Annotated in this window: 13 protein-coding genes; 4 read left to right on the top strand and 9 right to left on the bottom strand. The window is 73.2% G+C overall.

What is annotated here, in order from left to right; genetic code table 11:
* The first annotated feature begins 182 nt into the window (after nucleotides 1–182).
* The gene (locus IE251_RS31185) at nucleotides 183–515 is read left to right on the top strand and encodes an Rv1322 family protein (protein ID WP_189756322.1); all 333 of its coding nucleotides are present in this window, start codon (nucleotides 183–185) and stop codon (nucleotides 513–515) included.
* Nucleotides 516–575: 60 nt separating this feature from the next.
* Here the strand turns inward: IE251_RS31185 and IE251_RS31180 are convergent, their stop codons facing one another.
* From IE251_RS31180 to mce, 5 genes are all read right to left on the bottom strand, one after another.
* On the bottom strand, nucleotides 576–1,457 hold the full coding sequence (locus tag IE251_RS31180; protein ID WP_189756321.1) for an ABC transporter permease: 882 nt from the start codon (nucleotides 1,455–1,457) through the stop codon (nucleotides 576–578).
* Entirely contained in the window at nucleotides 1,454–2,881 is a 1,428-nt protein-coding gene (locus IE251_RS31175; protein ID WP_189756320.1) for an ABC transporter ATP-binding protein, read from the bottom strand. Before IE251_RS31175 ends, IE251_RS31180 begins: the two co-directional genes overlap by 4 nt.
* Before the next feature lie 253 nt (nucleotides 2,882–3,134).
* Nucleotides 3,135–4,070, bottom strand: a complete 936-nt coding sequence (locus tag IE251_RS31170) for a coiled-coil domain-containing protein (protein WP_189756319.1) — start codon at nucleotides 4,068–4,070, stop codon at nucleotides 3,135–3,137.
* 186 nt (nucleotides 4,071–4,256) lie between these two features.
* Entirely contained in the window at nucleotides 4,257–8,444 is a 4,188-nt protein-coding gene (gene scy / locus IE251_RS31165; protein ID WP_189756318.1) for a polarized growth protein Scy, read from the bottom strand.
* A gap of 229 nt (nucleotides 8,445–8,673) precedes the next feature.
* Nucleotides 8,674–9,114: a methylmalonyl-CoA epimerase gene (gene mce, locus IE251_RS31160; protein ID WP_181797084.1), complete on the bottom strand. Its 441-nt coding sequence runs from the start codon at nucleotides 9,112–9,114 to the stop codon at nucleotides 8,674–8,676.
* 149 nt (nucleotides 9,115–9,263) lie between these two features.
* Here mce and IE251_RS31155 point away from each other — a divergent pair, with 149 nt between their 5' ends.
* The 3 genes from IE251_RS31155 (at nucleotide 9,264) to IE251_RS31145 (ending at nucleotide 12,858) form a co-directional block, all read left to right on the top strand.
* Nucleotides 9,264–10,463: an acetyl-CoA C-acetyltransferase gene (locus IE251_RS31155; protein ID WP_189756317.1), complete on the top strand. Its 1,200-nt coding sequence runs from the start codon at nucleotides 9,264–9,266 to the stop codon at nucleotides 10,461–10,463.
* A 50-nt stretch (nucleotides 10,464–10,513) separates the two neighbouring features.
* Nucleotides 10,514–11,470 (top strand): methylmalonyl Co-A mutase-associated GTPase MeaB, encoded by a 957-nt coding sequence (gene meaB, locus IE251_RS31150; protein ID WP_030790104.1) that lies wholly within the window; start codon nucleotides 10,514–10,516, stop codon nucleotides 11,468–11,470.
* Between the two features lie 149 nt (nucleotides 11,471–11,619).
* The gene (locus tag IE251_RS31145; protein WP_189756316.1) at nucleotides 11,620–12,858 is read left to right on the top strand and encodes an MFS transporter; all 1,239 of its coding nucleotides are present in this window, start codon (nucleotides 11,620–11,622) and stop codon (nucleotides 12,856–12,858) included.
* Between the two features lie 740 nt (nucleotides 12,859–13,598).
* Here the strand turns inward: IE251_RS31145 and IE251_RS31140 are convergent.
* The 4 genes from IE251_RS31140 to IE251_RS31125 form a co-directional block, all read right to left on the bottom strand.
* The gene (locus IE251_RS31140; RefSeq protein WP_189756315.1) at nucleotides 13,599–14,075 is read right to left on the bottom strand and encodes a MarR family winged helix-turn-helix transcriptional regulator; all 477 of its coding nucleotides are present in this window, start codon (nucleotides 14,073–14,075) and stop codon (nucleotides 13,599–13,601) included.
* Nucleotides 14,076–14,166: 91 nt separating this feature from the next.
* On the bottom strand, nucleotides 14,167–14,976 hold the full coding sequence (locus IE251_RS31135; RefSeq protein ID WP_189756314.1) for an AIM24 family protein: 810 nt from the start codon (nucleotides 14,974–14,976) through the stop codon (nucleotides 14,167–14,169).
* Complete coding sequence (locus tag IE251_RS31130; protein WP_189756313.1) at nucleotides 14,973–15,623, bottom strand: AIM24 family protein; 651 nt, start codon at nucleotides 15,621–15,623, stop codon at nucleotides 14,973–14,975. Before IE251_RS31130 ends, IE251_RS31135 begins: the two co-directional genes overlap by 4 nt.
* Entirely contained in the window at nucleotides 15,623–16,255 is a 633-nt protein-coding gene (locus IE251_RS31125) for an AIM24 family protein (RefSeq protein WP_189756403.1), read from the bottom strand. The genes IE251_RS31130 and IE251_RS31125 overlap by 1 nt, the downstream gene beginning before the upstream one ends.
* Nucleotides 16,256–16,477 lie beyond the last annotated feature (222 nt).

Below are 16,477 nucleotides of genomic sequence, written 5' to 3'. Positions count from 1 at the left end.
GCCCGGCATAACCGTCTGACACGTGCCAAGGACACGGTCCCGCAGGGAGATTTGCCGATTGTCTGCAGAATGGGTCGCCCAGGAGGGGGACTTGTGGGGGTTGGTTCCGTACCCGTACCCCGCTCGGCGCCGCGTAGGCTGGACGCAGCCCCTGCTTCCTGTATAGCCCCGAGAGGTGTCCCGTGTCCCCGCGTCGCAACCGACCGAAGGCAGCCGGATCGTCGGGCCGGAGCGCCGAGGACGACCCCGCGGGCCGGTACGGCGGCTGGCAGTCCACCGAGAGCTGGCAGGGCGAGGACTGGAGCGTGCGGCACGTGGCCGGGGCGAGCGCGCAGGGCAAGACCTACCGCTGCCCGGGCTGCGACCAGATGATCCCCTCCGGCGTCCCGCACGTGGTGGCCTGGCCCGAGTACGCGGGCGTCGACGACCGCCGGCACTGGCACAAGGCCTGCTGGAACGCGAAGGACCGCCGCACCACGCGGGTGCAGCGGTCCCGTAACGCGCCGAGGTTCTGAGCCGCACGGCCAGGTGCTGTCGTACGCCTCACACGTCGTACGGCTCACATGTCGTACGGCTCACACGTCCCGGCTCCGCAGCAGCGCGTACGTGCCCGCGTACACCGCCGCCGTCAGGCCCAGCATGATCCACAGCGGGTCCCAGCCGGACGGGCCGGACTCGGTCAGGGAGTTGGAGTAGAAGACGCTCAGCTGGTTCGGGATCGAGTACTCGAACAGCCAGTCGCGCAGCTTCTCCATCGACTGGGCGACCATGAACATCGCGATCACCAGCGGTGCCAGCACCACGCCGATCATGATGGTGATGGCGCCCGCGGAGTGCCGGATGACCGAGCCGATGAGCAGCGAGAGCAGGCCGAGCAGCGCGATGTAGAGGCTGATGCCGACGGTGGCCTTGAACCACTCCGAGCCGCTCGGGGTGCGGGCGCCGGCGCCCTCCAGCATGGACACCTGGACCATCGCCACGAAGGCGGACGCGACCAGGGTGAACACGAAGGCGACGGTGAAGAACACGATCGACTTGGCGGCGAGCACCCGGGCCCGGCTGGGGCACGCGGTCATCGTCGTGCGGATCATGCCCGTGCCATACTCCGAGGCCGTGGTCAGCACGCCGAGCGTGATGATGCAGATGGAGCCGAGCAGCAGGCCGAAGAAGCCGAGCGTCAGCGGGTTCTCGCCGTCCATGTCCGCGGAGCTGGAGTTGGCCGAGACCAGCGCGCCGGCGGCGAGACCGATGCCGACGACGAGCAGCACGAACACGCCGAGCGTCCACATCGTGGAGCGCACCGACCTGATCTTCGTCCACTCGGAGGCCAGCGCGTGCCCGAGATGGGTGCGCACGACCGGGATGGGCGAGGTGTAACCGGCGTACGACCCACCAGGCGCCTGCCACTCGGGCGCGGCGGCCGGGGCCTGCGGCATCGGGGGCTGGGGGGTGCTCATCGGGCGTCCTCGGGCTGGGTCGTCGGGGCGGGGGCGGGGGCGTCGGCCGGGCTCGTGGCGGGGGCCGTGGGAGTGGCGGCGGGCGCCTGCTGCGGCGCGGGCGGGGTCGCGGGAGCCTGCGGGGCGGCCGGCGCCTTCTTGGTCAGCAGCGTCGGCTGGTCCTGCGGCACCGGGGCGGCCGAAGGCACCGGGGCGGCCGCGGGAGCCGCCGCGCCCGGCTGAGCCGCGCCCGCCTGCGCCGGGGCCGCGGGCTGGGCCGGAGGGGCCGGCTGGGCGTACGGATTGGCCGTACCCGGCGCCGTGCCCGCGGCGCCGTACCCGTGCGCAGGGGCACCCTGGCCGTTGCCCGGTGCGCCGCCGTACGGGCCGCCCGGGGGCATCGCGAAGGGCTGGCCGCCCTGCTGCGGCGGCGGCGGGGCGTACCAGCCGGGCTGGCCCTGGCCGGGCACCGGCACGGGCGGCTGGGCGCCGGGCGGCAGCGGCTGCTGGAGGCCCGCCTTCTGGTCGGCGGTCGAGCGGTAGTCCACGGCGGCCTGGGTCATCCGCATGTACGCCTCCTCCAGGGAGGCCTGGTGCGGGGACAGCTCCCACAGCCGGACGCCCGCGTCGTGCGCGAGGTCGCTGATGCGGGGCAGCGGCAGCCCGGTCACACGCAGCGCGCCGTCCTGCTCGGGCAGTACGTGTCCGCCCGCCTCGGCGAGCGCGGCGGCGAGCTTCTCCCGCAGCTGCGGCTCGGTGTCGGGGGTGCGCACGCGCGCGAAGTCGGCGGAGTTCGCCGAGATGAAGTCCGTCACGCTCATGTCGGCGAGCAACTGCCCGCGCCCGATCACGATGAGGTGGTCGGCGGTCAGCGCCATCTCGCTCATCAGGTGGGAGGAGACGAAGACCGTACGGCCCTCCGCCGCGAGCGCCTTCATCAGGTTGCGGACCCAGAGGATGCCCTCGGGGTCGAGACCGTTGACCGGCTCGTCGAAGAGCAGCACCTGCGGGTCGCCGAGCAGCGCGGCGGCGATGCCGAGGCGCTGGCCCATGCCGAGCGAGAAGCCCTTGGAGCGCTTCTTCGCCACGTCCTGGAGGCCGACCACACCGAGCACCTCGTCCACGCGGCGGGCCGGGATGCCCGACAGCTGGGCGAGGCTCAGCAGGTGGTTGCGGGCGGACCGGCCGCCGTGCACGGCCTTGGCGTCGAGCAGCGCGCCGACCTGCCGGGGTGCGTTGGGCAGCTTGCGGTACGGATAGCCGCCGATGGTGACCGACCCGGACGTGGGGTTGTCCAGCCCGAGGATCATCCGCATCGTCGTGGACTTGCCCGAGCCGTTCGGCCCGAGGAAGCCGGTCACGGCTCCTGGCCGTACCTGGAAGGAAAGGTTGTACACGGCGGTCTTGTCGCCGTAGCGCTTGGTCAGGCCGACAGCCTCGATCATGCTCCGCACCCATCGAAAAGGTTCAGGAAGGCGGGGCACACGCCCCCGTAAGGGTTAGGAGGATATCCAGGCGCTGACGGTTCCGCCCAAGAGAGAGTAAAGCCGCAGAGCGACGCCGGCGCGCCACGCGGAACGACGGGCCCGGCCCGCCGGGCGTCCGGAGGCCGGGAGAGGCGCGCGGGCAGGCGGACACGGTGAAGGGGCGGCGGGCCCGGGCCCGCCGCCCCTTCACCGTGTCCGTCGCGCTTGACGACTACCGGGACTGCTGCGCCGGAACGCTCCGGGAGACCGGCTCGTCGTCGCTGGACGTGCCGGCCGCGGCCACCGCGGCGCCGGTCAGCGTGGCGAGCATCTCGCGGACGTTGGTCAGCTGGGCGTTGATGCTGTCGCGGCGGTTGGTGAGCGCCGCCAGCTCCCGCTCGGACTCCGAACGGATCCGGTCGGCCTTGGCGTTGGCGTCGGCCACGATGTCCTCGGCCTGCCGCTGGGCGGTCTCCACCGTCTGCCGGGCCCGGCGCTCGGCGTCGGTGCGCAGCTTCTCCGCCTCCAGGCGCAGCTGCTCGGCCCGGTGCTCGATCTCGGCGAGCCGCTTCTCCGCCTTCTGCTGGCGCGAGGCCAGGTCCCGCTCGGACTGCTCGCGCCGCTTGGCCAGGTTGGTCTCGAAGTCGGCGGCGGCCTGCGCGGCCTTGGCGCGGGTCTCCTCGAAGAGGGCCTCCGCCTCCTCCCGCTTGGACTGCGCGTCCTTCTGCGCCTCGGTACGCAGCTGGGCCGCGTCGGCCTTGGCCTTCTCGACGATCCGGACGCCCTCGTCCTCGGCCTTGGCCTTGCGCTCGGCCGCGTACGCCTCGGCGTCGTTGCGGACCTGCTGGGCCGCCGACTCGGCGAGGTCGCGGTGCTGCTCGGCCGCCCGCCGAGCCTCCTCACGCAGCTCCTTGGCCTCTTCCTCGGCCAGCCGCAGGATCTTCTCGACCCGCGCGCCGAGACCCGCGTACGACGGCTCGGCGTCGGTGATCTGGGCCTGGGCGTTCTGCGTCTCGAGGTGCAGCTCCTCGATGCGCTTCTCCAGGGCGGTGATCCGGGCGAGAGCGCTGTCACGGTCGGAGACGAGCTTGGAGATGCGTTCGTCCACCTGAGCGCGGTCGTATCCACGCCGCACAAGCTCGAAGCCGTAGGGGGAAGTGTCGCTCATGGGGTTCCTGTCGAATGAGACCGGTGAGTGAGGTGATACAAGAATCCTAGGGGCCACAGCGGTGTGTCATCGAGCGGATACGGTTTTGATCTGGAGAATGGCACCTCTTTCGGGTGGCCGGCCGGGGGGCCACTTGCCGAGAAGACGGGCAAAGCACCCAGAAGACACCACAACGCCCCCGGTCCGCTAGCTCTCTGACGACTTGCCACCTGATCGGGGGGCGCCCACGGTGGCGCCCGCCTTGACCCCGCCGTCCTTCCCGGGCGCGGGCGCCTCGAGGGACCCCAGCGCCTCCAGGACGTCCTGCACCCGGGAGATCTCGGCGTTGATGTCCTCGCGCCGGCGCATCAGGATCTCCAGCTCCCGCTTGCCCTCGTCGACGGTGCGCCGCGCCTCGCGGATCGCCTCCGCCTTCAGCTCCTCGGCCTCCTCCACCGTACGCCGGGCCTCGCGGACCGCCTCGGCCTTCAGCTCCTCGGCCTCCTTGACCAGGCGCGCCTTCTTCTGCTCGGCCTCCTTGAGCAGGCCCTCCGCCTTCTTCACCGCGGCGATCCGCACCTTGCCCGCCTCGGAGTCGGCCTCCGAGACCAGCTCCTTGGCCTTGGCCTCGGCCTTCGCCAACTGCTCCTCGGCGGCCTTGATGAGCGCGTCGCAGCGGTCGCCGGTGGACTTCATCGTCTCGGCCGCCTCGTGGCGGGCCCGCTCGTGCAGCTCCTCGATCTCGGTGGTGATCCGGCTCTGCAGCTCCTCCGCGCGCTCCCTTATCGCGGTGGCGTCCCGGCGCGCGCCGACCAGCAGCTCGTCGGCGTCCGTACGGGCCTTCTCCACCAGCGAGTTGCCCTCGATGGTCGCCTCGGCGACGATCCGCTCGGCCTCGCTGCGGGCCGCGCCCACCATCGTGTCGGCCTGCGACTCGGCGTCCGCCGTGGTCTTCAGGGCCTGCGCCTGCGCCTCGGCGAGCAGCTTGTCGGCCTCCGCCGTGGTCTCCGAGATGAGCTTGTCGACCTGCTCGGCCGCCTCCGAACGCCGCTTGTTGGCGTCCTTGCGGGCCTCGTCCAGGGTCCGCTCGGCCTCCTTCCGCGCGGAGTTGACGAGCCGTTCGGCCTCGGCCTCGGCGTCCGCCTTCGTCCGCTCGGCCTCCGCCCGAAGCCGCTCGGCGTGCGCCTGCGCGGAACCGACCGTCTCGGCGGCCTCGGCGCGCAGCCGCTCGGCCTCGCCCGTGGCGTCCCCGACCAGCTGCTCGGCGTTCGCGACGGCCTCCGCGCGCACCCGGTCCGCCTCGGCCAGCGCCTCGGTGCGTACCCGCTCCGCCTCGGCCGCGGTCTCCGTCTGGAGGAGTTCGGCTTCCTTGCGGGCCTCGGTGATGAGGGTGTCGGCCTGGGCGGCGGCGTCGGAGCGGATGCGGTTGGCGTCCTCGCGGGCGTCCGCCCGGGTACGCGCCGCCGCCTCGTTGGCCTCGGTGAGCGTCTCGGACGCCTCGGTACGGATCCGCTCCGCCTCGGCCGCGGTCTCGCTCCGCAGCCGCTCGGCCTCCGTGACCGCCTCGGTGCGTACCCGCTCCGCCTCGGCGGCGGTCTCGGTCTGGAGGAGTTCGGCTTCCTTGCGGGCCTCGGTGATGAGGGTGTCGGCCTGGGCGGCGGCGTCGGAGCGGATGCGGTTGGCGTCCTCGCGGGCGTCCGCCCGGGTACGCGCCGCCGCCTGGTCCGCCTCGGCGAGCGCGTCCGACGCCTCGGTACGCACCCGCTGCGCGTACTCGCCCGCGTCCGCGCGCAGCCGCTCGGCCTCGGCGATCGCCTCCGCCGTCGTCCGCTCGGCCAGCGCCTTCGCGGCCTCGGACTCCTCGTGCGCCTCGCGCCGGATCCGGGCGGCGTCCTCGCCGGCCCGCTCCCGCTCGGCGTAGGCGTCGGAACGGACCCGGTCCGCCTCCTCCTCGGCCTCCCGCCGGGTACGGTCCGCCGCGTGCTCGGCGGCCGAACGCAGCCCGGCGATCTCCTCCTGCGCCTGCTCGTGCAGCCCCGCGACGGAGTCCCGTACCTGCTGGGCGTGCTGCTCGGCGGCGGCGACCATCTCGCCGGCCCGCCGGTCGGCCTCCTCCACCAGCCGGGTCGCCTCGGCCTGCGCCTCCTCGACCCGCTTGCGGGCGGCGGCCAGCAGCTCCTCGCTCTGCTCCCGGGCCCGCTGCCGCTCCTGGCCGGCCTCCTCGCGGGCGGCACCGAGCAGCTCCTCGGCCTCGCGGCGGCGCCGGGCGGCCTCCTCCTGCGCGGCGGCCAGCGTCTCGGACGCCTCGGCACCCAGCCGCTCGGCGGCGGCCTGCGCCTCCGCGCGCACCCGGTCGGCGGTGTCCTGGGCCTCCGCCTTCAGCCGCTCGGCCTCCGCGGCGGCCTCCGACCGCAGCCGTACGGCGATGGCCTCGCCCTCGGCCCGGGACGCGGACGCGTCGGAGGCGGCCTCGGTACGCAGGCGCTCGGCCTCGGCCTCGGCCTGCTCCTGGAGCGCCCGGATCCGCTCGGCGGACTCCGCGCGCAGCCGCTCGGTCTCCTCGGCGGTCTCCCGGCGGACCCGGGCGGCCTCCTCGCGGGCCTCGGTCAGCGCCTGCTCGGCCGACGACAGCCGCTCCTGCGCCTCGGCCTGCAGCCGGGACAGCTCCTCGGCGGTCTCCGCCCGGCGGGCCTCGACGGCCTTCTCGGTCTCCTCGCGCAGCTCCCGCGCGGCCTTCTCGGCGCCCGTCCGGGCCGCCTCGGCCTGCTCGGCGGCCTCGGCGCGCAGCCGCTCGGCCTCCTCGCGGGCGCGCTCCAGGGCCTCCTCGGCCTGCCGGCGCAGCGCGGTGGCGCGCTCGGCGGCCTCGGCGCGGACCTTCTCGCTGTCCGCCGTCGCGGTCTGCCGCAGCTCCTCGGCGTCCGCCTTGGCCTTGCCCAGCAGCTCCTCGGCGGACCTGGCCGCCTCCTCGATCTTGGCGACGGCCTCGCGGCGGGCCTCGGCACGGATCGACTCGCCCTCGGCGACCGCGTCGGCGCGCAGCTGCTCGGCCTCGCCGCGCAGCCGGCGGGCCTCCTCCTGGAGCTCGACCGTCTTGGCCCGGTACTCCTTGGTGTCGTCCTTGGCCGCGCCCTTGAGCTGCTCGGCGATGTCGTGCGCCTCGGCACGCAGCCGGTCCGCCTCCGACTCGGCCTCCGAACGGATCCGCTCGGCCTCCTCGGCGGCGGCCCGGGTGGTCTTCCGGGCGTCCTCCGACGCCTTGTTGAGCACGTCCTCGGCGGTCTTGGCCGCCTTGGACAGCTGGGTGGCCGTCTCCTCCGCGGCGATCGTGCGGGCCTTCTCCGCGGCCTCGGCGACGATCTTCTCGGCCTCGGCGCGGGCGTCCGCGACCAGCTGCTCGGCCTCGGACCGGGTGTGCTCGGCCTCCTTGGTGGCCTCCTCGACCAGCCGGGCGACCTGCTCCTTGGCGGTGCGCGTACGCGTCTCGTTGGCGGCCTCGGCGCTCGCCAGCGCCTTGGCGGCGGCCTCCTTCGCCTCGGTGACCACCTTCTCGGCCTCGGCCTGCGCCTTGCGCAGCGCCTCCTCGGCCGCCGTCATCCGCTCCTCGGCGGCCCGGCTCAGCTCGGCGGCCTGCCGGCGGGCGGCGTCCGACTCGGTGACCGTGGCGGTGCGCAGCTGCTCGGCGTGCTCGGTGGCCTCCTGCGCCTGCGTGGAGGCCGCGTTCAGCAGCCGCTCGGCGTCCGCGCGGGCCCGGCGCAGGATCTGGTCGGCCTCGGCGCGGGCGGACTCGGCCTCGTCGCGCAGCCGCTCCCGGGCCTCCCGGGTCAGCCGCTCGGCCTCCGCGCGGGCGGCGGCCATCGCCTGCTCGGCCTCCGCGCGGGACTCCTCCAGCAGCCGGCGGGCCTGCTGCTCGGTGCGGGCGCGCAACTGCTCCGCCCACGCCACGTTCTCGTTGACGTGCGACTCGACGGTGGCGCGGCGCTCGGCCAGCTCCTGGTCGAGCTGCTGGCGCCGGGTCACCGCCTCCTGGTGCAGCTCCGCCTGGAGCCGGGCGGCCTGCTCGGCGTGCTCCTGGAGGATGCGCTGGGTCTGCGCGCGGGCCTGGCTCAGCTCGCGCTCGGCGTCCTGGCGCAGCTGCTCGGCCTGCATCTGGGCGTTGCGGAGCAACTGCTCGGCCTGGTAACCGATGTCACCGCCGTCGTAGGCGGGCCGGGTCATGAGGGTGCGGCGCGCCTCGTGCAGCTTGGCGCGCAGCACCTCGACCTGGTAGCCGAGGTCCTCGGCGTGCTGGATCGCCTTCTCCCGCTCGGTCCTCAGCCGCTTCATCTCGGCCTCGAACCGAGAGAGGTGGTCGACGTCAGCCGCCGGCTCTCGCTCCTGGCTCTCGTAGCCCCGCACTGCGCGGTCCCATCCGTCCCCTGGTCAGCTTCTCCAACGAGCTCCGTCCATCCGACGGACGGGGCCCCCGGGGAAGGGTGTCGGACAGAGGGCGGAGCACGGGCTGCTGCCCCGACGCTCGTCCCCCGAAACCCGGACCCCGGCTCGGTCCCGCCGGCAACGACGGGACCCGGTCGCCCCGGTTGACGGGACGACCGCCCCCAACCCTACCGGCCCTTATGTACGGGGGTCAGTGCTCGGGCGACTCAACAGGGGCCGAAGTGACCAGTTCTGTGAGGACGCCATGGCAGTCCTTGGGGTGCAGGAAGGTGATCCGCGAGCCCATGGAGCCGCGCCGGGGCTCGTCGTAGAGCACGCGCACGCCCTTGCCCCGGATCTCCTCGGAGTCGGCGTCCACGTCCGCGGTGCCGAAGGCGATGTGGTGGACGCCCTCCCCGTTCTTCGCGAGCCACTTGGCGACCGTGGAGTCCTCGCGGACCGGCTCCAGCAGCTGGAGGTAGGAGGCACCGCCGTCGGAGGTGCCGTTGATCCGGAGCATGGCCTCGCGCACGCCCTGCTCCTCGTTGACCTCGGTGTGGAACACCTCGAAGCCGTACGTGGCCCGGTAGAACTCGACGGTCGCGTCGAGGTCGTGGCAGGCGATCCCGATGTGGTCGATTCGCGTCAGCATGGATTCAGTGCAGCGCTCCCGGGGTGGTTACGCAACGTGCGCGCGATCACACCGACAGGCCGGTGACGACCTGTCCAACCGCTCAGTACATTCGAAGTAAACCCTCGTTCACTCCTCGGCTGTGCGCAGCTGGAAGGGGATCGCACCTCATGTCTTCTGGAACGACCAGCTCGGTGATCGTCGCGGGCGCCCGGACGCCCATGGGGCGGCTGCTGGGCTCCCTGAAGTCCTTCTCCGGAGCCGACCTCGGCGGCTTCGCGATCAAGGCCGCCCTCGACCGTGCGGGGATCGGCGGCGACCAGGTGCAGTACGTGATCATGGGGCAGGTGCTCCAGGCCGGCGCGGGCCAGATCCCGGCCCGCCAGGCCGCCGTCAAGGCCGGCATCCCGATGAACGTCCCGGCGCTCACCGTCAACAAGGTGTGCCTGTCCGGCCTCGACGCCATCGCCCTCGCCGACCAGCTGATCCGCGCCGGCGAGTTCGACATCGTCGTGGCCGGCGGCCAGGAGTCCATGACCAACGCCCCGCACCTGCTGCCGGGCTCCCGCGAGGGCTACAAGTACGGCGCGCTCGAGATGCTCGACGCGATGGCCTACGACGGCCTGACCGACCCCTGGGAGAACATCCCCATGGGCGAGTCCACCGAGAAGCACAACACCCGCCTGGGCATCAAGCGCCCCGAGCAGGACGAGATCGCCGCCCTGTCCCACCAGCGGGCCGCCGCCGCCCAGAAGAACGGCCTGTTCGAGGCCGAGATCACCCCGGTGGAGATCCCGCAGCGCAAGGGCGACCCGGTGCTGTTCAGCAAGGACGAGGGCATCCGCGCCGACACCACCGCGGAGTCCCTGGGCAAGCTGCGCCCGGCCTTCACCAAGGACGGCACGATCACCGCCGGCACCTCCTCGCAGATCTCCGACGGCGCCGCCGCCGTGGTCGTGATGAGCAAGGCCAAGGCCCAGGAGCTCGGCCTCGACTGGCTCGCCGAGATCGGCGCGCACGGCAATGTGGCCGGTCCCGACAACTCCCTTCAGTCGCAGCCGTCCAACGCCATCCGGCACGCGCTGAAGAAGGAGGGCCTGGACGTCTCCGACCTGGACCTCATCGAGATCAACGAGGCGTTCGCCGCGGTCGCCGTGCAGTCAATGAAGGACCTCGGCGTGTCCACGGAAAAGGTGAACGTCAACGGTGGCGCCATCGCGCTCGGCCACCCGATCGGCATGTCCGGCGCCCGCCTCGTGCTGCACCTGGCGCTGGAGCTCAAGCGCCGGGGCGGCGGGATCGGCGCCGCCGCGCTGTGCGGCGGCGGCGGCCAGGGCGACGCGCTCATCGTGCGGGTGCCGAAGGCCTGAGACCCCGTAGGTGACGATTCCGGTACGTCGGTGAAGTGAACGGAGCTGTGATGCAGGACGTCTCCTCTCTGGTGGCCCAGGCCAGGGAAGGCCGGCCGCGGGCCGTGGCCCGGCTGATCTCCCTGGTGGAGGGGGCGTCACCGCAGCTCAGGGAGGTCATGGCGGCACTGGCGCCGCTGACCGGCAACGCCTATGTGGTGGGCCTGACCGGCTCGCCCGGCGTCGGCAAGTCGACCTCCACCTCCGCGCTGGTCACCGCCTACCGCAAGCAGGGCAGGAGGGTCGGCGTCCTGGCCGTCGACCCGTCCTCCCCGTTCTCCGGCGGCGCCCTGCTCGGCGACCGGGTCCGGATGTCCGACCACGCCTCCGACCCCGGTGTCTACATCCGCTCGATGGCCACCCGCGGCCACCTCGGCGGGCTGGCCTGGGCCGCCCCGCAGGCCATCCGGGTGCTGGACGCGGCGGGCTGCGACGTGATCCTGGTCGAGACGGTCGGCGTCGGCCAGTCGGAGGTCGAGATCGCCTCCCAGGCCGACACCAGCGTGGTGCTGCTCGCCCCGGGCATGGGCGACGGCATCCAGGCGGCCAAGGCCGGGATCCTGGAGATCGGCGACGTGTACGTGGTCAACAAGGCCGACCGGGACGGCGCCGACGCCACCGCCCGCGAGCTGAACCACATGCTGGGGCTGGGCGAGGCCCGCGGCCCCGGCGACTGGCGCCCGCCCATCGTCAAGACGGTCGCGGCCCGCGCCGAGGGCGTCGACGAGGTGGTGGAGGCCCTGGAGAAGCACCGCGCCTGGATGGAGGAGCGGGGCGTCCTCGCCGAGCGGCGCACGGCCCGCGCGGCCCGCGAGGTGGAGACCATCGCCGTCACCGCGCTGCGCGAACGCATCGGCGACCTGCACGGCGACCGCCGGCTCGGCGCCCTCGCCGAACGCATCGTCGCCGGCGAGCTGGACCCCTACCGCGCGGCGGACGAACTGGTCGCGGGACTGACCCAGGGCTGAACCCTGGCCGGTCCGGTGATCACCCTGTACCGTGACCGGCATGCTGTTCCTCATCATGGCGTAGGGCCACACCCGGCAGGCGGGGCCGCGCAGTCGGCCACCGCGCCCTCAGGTGTCCCCTTCTTCCGCCTCTCCAGAGGAACTCCCGCGTGTCCACGCTCCCGCCGCGGCCCTCGTACGCCGCCGTCCTGCGCGTGCCCCAGGCCCGCCGCACCTTCACCGCCGCCCTGACGGGCCGTCTGTCCTACGCCACGGTCGGCCTGGCGGTACCGCTGTCCGTCACCGCCGCCACCGGCTCCTGGGCCGTCTCCGGCGTCGTACTGTCCCTGTTCGGCGCCACCACCGTCCTGCTGATGCCGCTGCGCGCCGCCCTGGTCGACCGCCACGGGCCGCGCCGCGTCCTGCTGCCCATGTCACTGCTGTACGGCGCCCTGCTGGCCCTCCTCGCCGCGCTGACCTGGCGTCCGGGCGCACCCGCGGCGGCCGTCGCCGGCACGGCCGCGCTCGCGGGCTGCTGCGCGCCGCCGCTCGGCCCGGCCATGCGCGCCCTGTGGTCCGCGCTGATGCCGGACGAGGGCATGGCCCGGCGCGCCTACAGCCTCGACGCCGTCGCCGAGGAACTGCTGTACGTCTCCGGCCCGGCGCTGGTCGGCGCGCTGCTGGGCGTCGCCCCGGCGGCCGCCGGGATCCTGCTGAGCGCGGCCCTGAACGTGGCCGGCACCTGTGCCTTCGCCACCTCCCCGGCCCTGCCCGGCCCGCGCCCCGCCGCCCGCCGGCGACCGTCCGTCCCGGTGCGGGGACTGCTGCCGGCGGTGGTGGTCGCGCTGGGCCTCGGGCTCGCCATCAGCGCCGTGGAACTGCTGGTGCTGGCCTTCGCCGAGGCACGCTCCTACGACACCGCGCTGGTCCCCTGGATCCTGGGCGCCCTGTCGGCGGGCAGCGCGCTCGGCGGACTCGCGGTCGGGGCGGTGCGCTGGCGGGCGTCCGCCCGGGCCCGGCTGTGCCGGTTCGCCGCGGCCTTCGGACTGGTGCTGGCGGCGGCGGGCCTGGCCCCCGGCCCGTGGACCCTGTCCGGTGTGCTGGCCCTCGCGGGCGCGTTCATCGCCCCGGCGCTGACGACCGCGTATCTGCTGGCCGACGAGACGGCGACGGAGGAGACCCGCATCCAGGCCGGGGCGTGGGTGAACACCGGGGTCAACGCGGGGAGTTCGGCCGGGGCCCTGGCGGCCGGCCTGCTGATCGGCCGCCTGCCGCTGCCGCTGTGCTTCGCCCTGGCGGGCGCCGCCGCCCTCGCGACGGCCGCGGCCGCCACCATCCGCACGGCGAGCCCGGGCCGTACGTCCGCGCCGACGCCGTCCCCCGCACCGGCCCCCGGCGACCACGGATGACCGAGCACACCGCCACCACCCGCCCGCCGACAGCGGCCGCCGGGCGGGCGGGGTGGAGCGGCGGCCGTGTGGCGCCTGCGACCGACCTGGTGTGATGCGCGCCGGTAGGCGTTCTCAGCCGCCGTCGCCCGTGCGGGCGCGCGGCGGACGCCGATCGGTGCTCGATGCGCGACCTCGGCTGCCGCCGGGCGGACACGGTGGAGCGGGTGGCCGGGCCAGCACCTGGCCGGACGCCCGGTGAGCGGGACCGGGCGGGCCCACGCGGGCGGGATGGTGCGGGTGGTGGTGTGAGTGCCGGCGGATGCTGAGCGATTGCTTCCTGCGCGGCCTCGGCTGCCGCCGGTCCGCGTCGGCGGCATGGCTGCGGGTGGCCGGGCCAGCACCCGGCGGATGCCCGGTGAGCGGTGCCGACCGGGCACACGCGGGCGGGTGAGCGAAACCACCGGCACCGCCCGCCCGCCGAGGGCCCCGATTCGTCCTGCTCCGCACCACCCCGCCCACACGGAGGCGGCCACTGCCGGCACCGGTGCGGGTGGCCGTGCGGATGCGTGGCGGACGCTGGGCGGTGTGCCCCGGGGTGGCCGGGGCCGTGCCCGGCGGGTGCCGGTGAGCGGTGCCGGGCGGCTCACGGGATGCCGTGAGCGGTGCCGGGTGCGCTCACGCGGGTGCCGGGTGCCGGGTGCCGGGTGGCTTGCGGGGGCGGCGGGGAGCCGGGTCGCCGCCGCCCGTGCGCGGTGGGCTCAGGGGCGTCCCCGCTGTCCCCTCAGGTGCTCGGCGACCGGCTTGAGTGCCTTGTCCAGTTCCAACAGCGCGTCCGGCGACAGCAGGTCGATGAAGTGCCGGCGCACCGATGCCACGTGATGCGGGGCGACCTTCCGCATCGTCTCCATGCCGTGGTCCGTGAGCACGGCGTACAGTCCCCGCCGGTCGGTGTCACAGTTCTCGCGGCGCACCAGGTTGGCGTTCTCCATGCGCGTGATCTGGTGCGAGAGCCGGCTCTTGGACTGAAGGGTCGCGGAGGCCAGGTCGCTCATCCGCATCCGGACGTCCTCCGACTCGGACAGGTTCACCAGGATCTCGTAGTCGTTCATTGTCAGGCCGAACGGCTGCAGATCCTTTTCGAGCTGGTACGTCAACAGCCTGTTGACCTCCAGGTGGGTGCGCCAGGCGCACTGCTCCGCATCGGTCAGCCAGCGCGTGGCCGTCTCGGTCTCCATGAATGAAGTCTACCTAAGAAGTTGAATGGCGAACTAACTTGGGTGGTGTGACGTGCGCACGCGTTCGACGTCACACTCCGCAGACTACCGCTCACAGCCCGAAGCGACGCTGGAGGTCTCCCAGCTGTCCGGGAAGGCGCGGTGGACCCGACGATTGCGGACCGTGTCCACCCGGTGTCATTCCGCCACCTCCCGGGACCCCGGGTTCGGGCGGAACCGCCCCCGTCGCCACCTCGGCCATGAGGGTCTCGGTCGACTGCAGCAGGACCGTCCCCGCGCCGGCGAACTCGAACTGGTGCTCCTCCCCGGAGACCCCGCCGAGGCCCGTCATCGCACGTAGACCGCCCAGTACACCCGTCAGGTACCCATGGTCGTAGTGATGGCACGGGGACGGGCAGTCGGCCCACCCGACGAGCGCCTGCGGGTCCACCCGGATCGGAGGTTCCACGAACACCACCGGACCGTTTGATGCGGCTACGAACTTTCCGGTTCCGATAAGGGTCAGAAATCCCGGGACGATCGACTGTTTGAGCGCGAGACTTGGCTGAAAAGCGAGCAGATTGCCCGCGCGAATGGTCAAGTTCCCGTCGTCCAGGTCGTAGGAGTTGACGTCGAACGCCCGGTCGGCCAGCAGCATCTTCCCCGAGCCCTCGGCCACGACCCAGTCGCTCGCGTGCAGTGGCGAATGAAACGACGTACGGACAAGCCGGTCGAGTCGACCGTGCCCGATGCCGTTGAACTCGATCGACCCGTAGTAGGCGATCATCTTTCCCTTCTGCAGGAACCACTGCCCGCCCTTCAGCTCCACACAGAAGGTGTACGCGTTGACGTTGTCGTCGGCGGGCAGCGTCAGCGGGTCGTGCACGACCGGTCCGGCGCCCGGGATCCCGTAGATGCTCACAGCTTCTCCTCCGACGCCTGGACGTACACCGTGCCGTTGCCGCTCAGCTCCAGCTGGAAGGCCTCGCCGGAGCCGCGGCCCACCATCTCGCGCCAGCCGAGCGCGGTGGAGAGCCTGTTGCGGAGCTCGCCGTGGTGGGCGACGTACGCCTGGGGGTCGACATGGACCGGGCGCTGCGGGGTGACCGGGACCTCGAAGACGCCGCCGTGCGCCATCACCGCCACCGAGCCGTGTCCCTGGAGCGTGGTCGTGAACAGCCCCTGCCCGGTGACCTGCCCGCGCACCAGGCCCATCACCCCGCCCTGGGCGCCCAGGAACATCGTGCCCTGCCGCAGGGTGCCCTCGAAGGCGAGCAGCCGGTCGGCCTCCACGTAGAGCGTGTCACCGGAGAGGGTGATCACATGGACGTGGTGGCCGCCGTGCCCGAAGAACACCGTGCCGCTGCCCTCGACGGTCATCAGCGGGGTCGCCTCGCCGGCCACCCTGCGCCCGATCATGGACATCAGCCCGCCCTGGCCGCCCTGGACGTTGGGCGTGAAGGACACGTCCCCGCGGTAGGCGAGCATCGCGCCGCGCTGGCTGAACAGCCGCTGCCCCGGCGCCACGGTCGCCTCCACCATCTTGGAGTTGATCTCCCGGAAGGTCATCACACGTCCCCCGCGATCGTGGTCCGCTCGCTCGGCTGCACGTACACCAGCCCGTCGCCCTCGAAGCGGATCTGGAAGGCCTCGCCGCCGCCCTCGCCGAGGAACGTGCGGAACGTCACACCGGACTGGAAGGACTGCCGGACTTGACCCTGGTGGGCGACATAGGCGCCCGGGTCGACGGTCAGCGGGTACTGCGGGGTCACCCGGAGGACGACCGCCGGGCCGTCGGAGAGGATCGCCGCCTGTCCGTGACCCTCCACGGTCGTCGTGAACAGGCCGTTGCCCTGGGAGGCGCCGCGCACCCCGGTGAACGTCGTGCCCGTGCGCAGCCCCGCGTCCGTCGCCAGCAGATTGCTCGCCTCGACGTAGAGCTTGTCCCCCTGGAGGGAGACCAGGTTGATCTCGGACGCCCGGTCCGCGAACCAGCACGTCCCGTGCCCTTTCACCTCCATCACCGTCATCTGCTCGCCGGTGAGCCGCCGGGTCACCATTCCCCGCAGCCCCTCGCCGCCGCCGCTCAGCTTCTTGAAGGCCATCTGCCCGTCGTACGCGACCATCGAGCCGTTCTTCGCCTTCACGGCATCCCCGGTCATGTCGACGGCGAGCACCTTGCTGCCCTGGAGTCGGAACATCGCCACGCTGCGAAACTAGCGGCGGCACGGGTGGACGGAACAGGGCCCACGGGTGGAAACCCACCCTGAGCCGACCCCTAGGGGCGGGGTTTGCCACAATGGGGGAACGCTTGTGCGTGCGTTCACAAACCGGGTTCCGCCGTCGGCCGGCCCGGCACGCATCGGCACGCACAAACCGGCAGTCCGTAACCGGCAGACCGTCGTCGACCCTCCCACCGAAGG

The organism is Streptomyces eurythermus (assembly GCF_014649115.1).
Classification (GTDB): Bacteria; Actinomycetota; Actinomycetes; order Streptomycetales; family Streptomycetaceae; genus Streptomyces; species Streptomyces eurythermus.
This window is presented reverse-complemented; position numbering and strand designations above follow the sequence as displayed.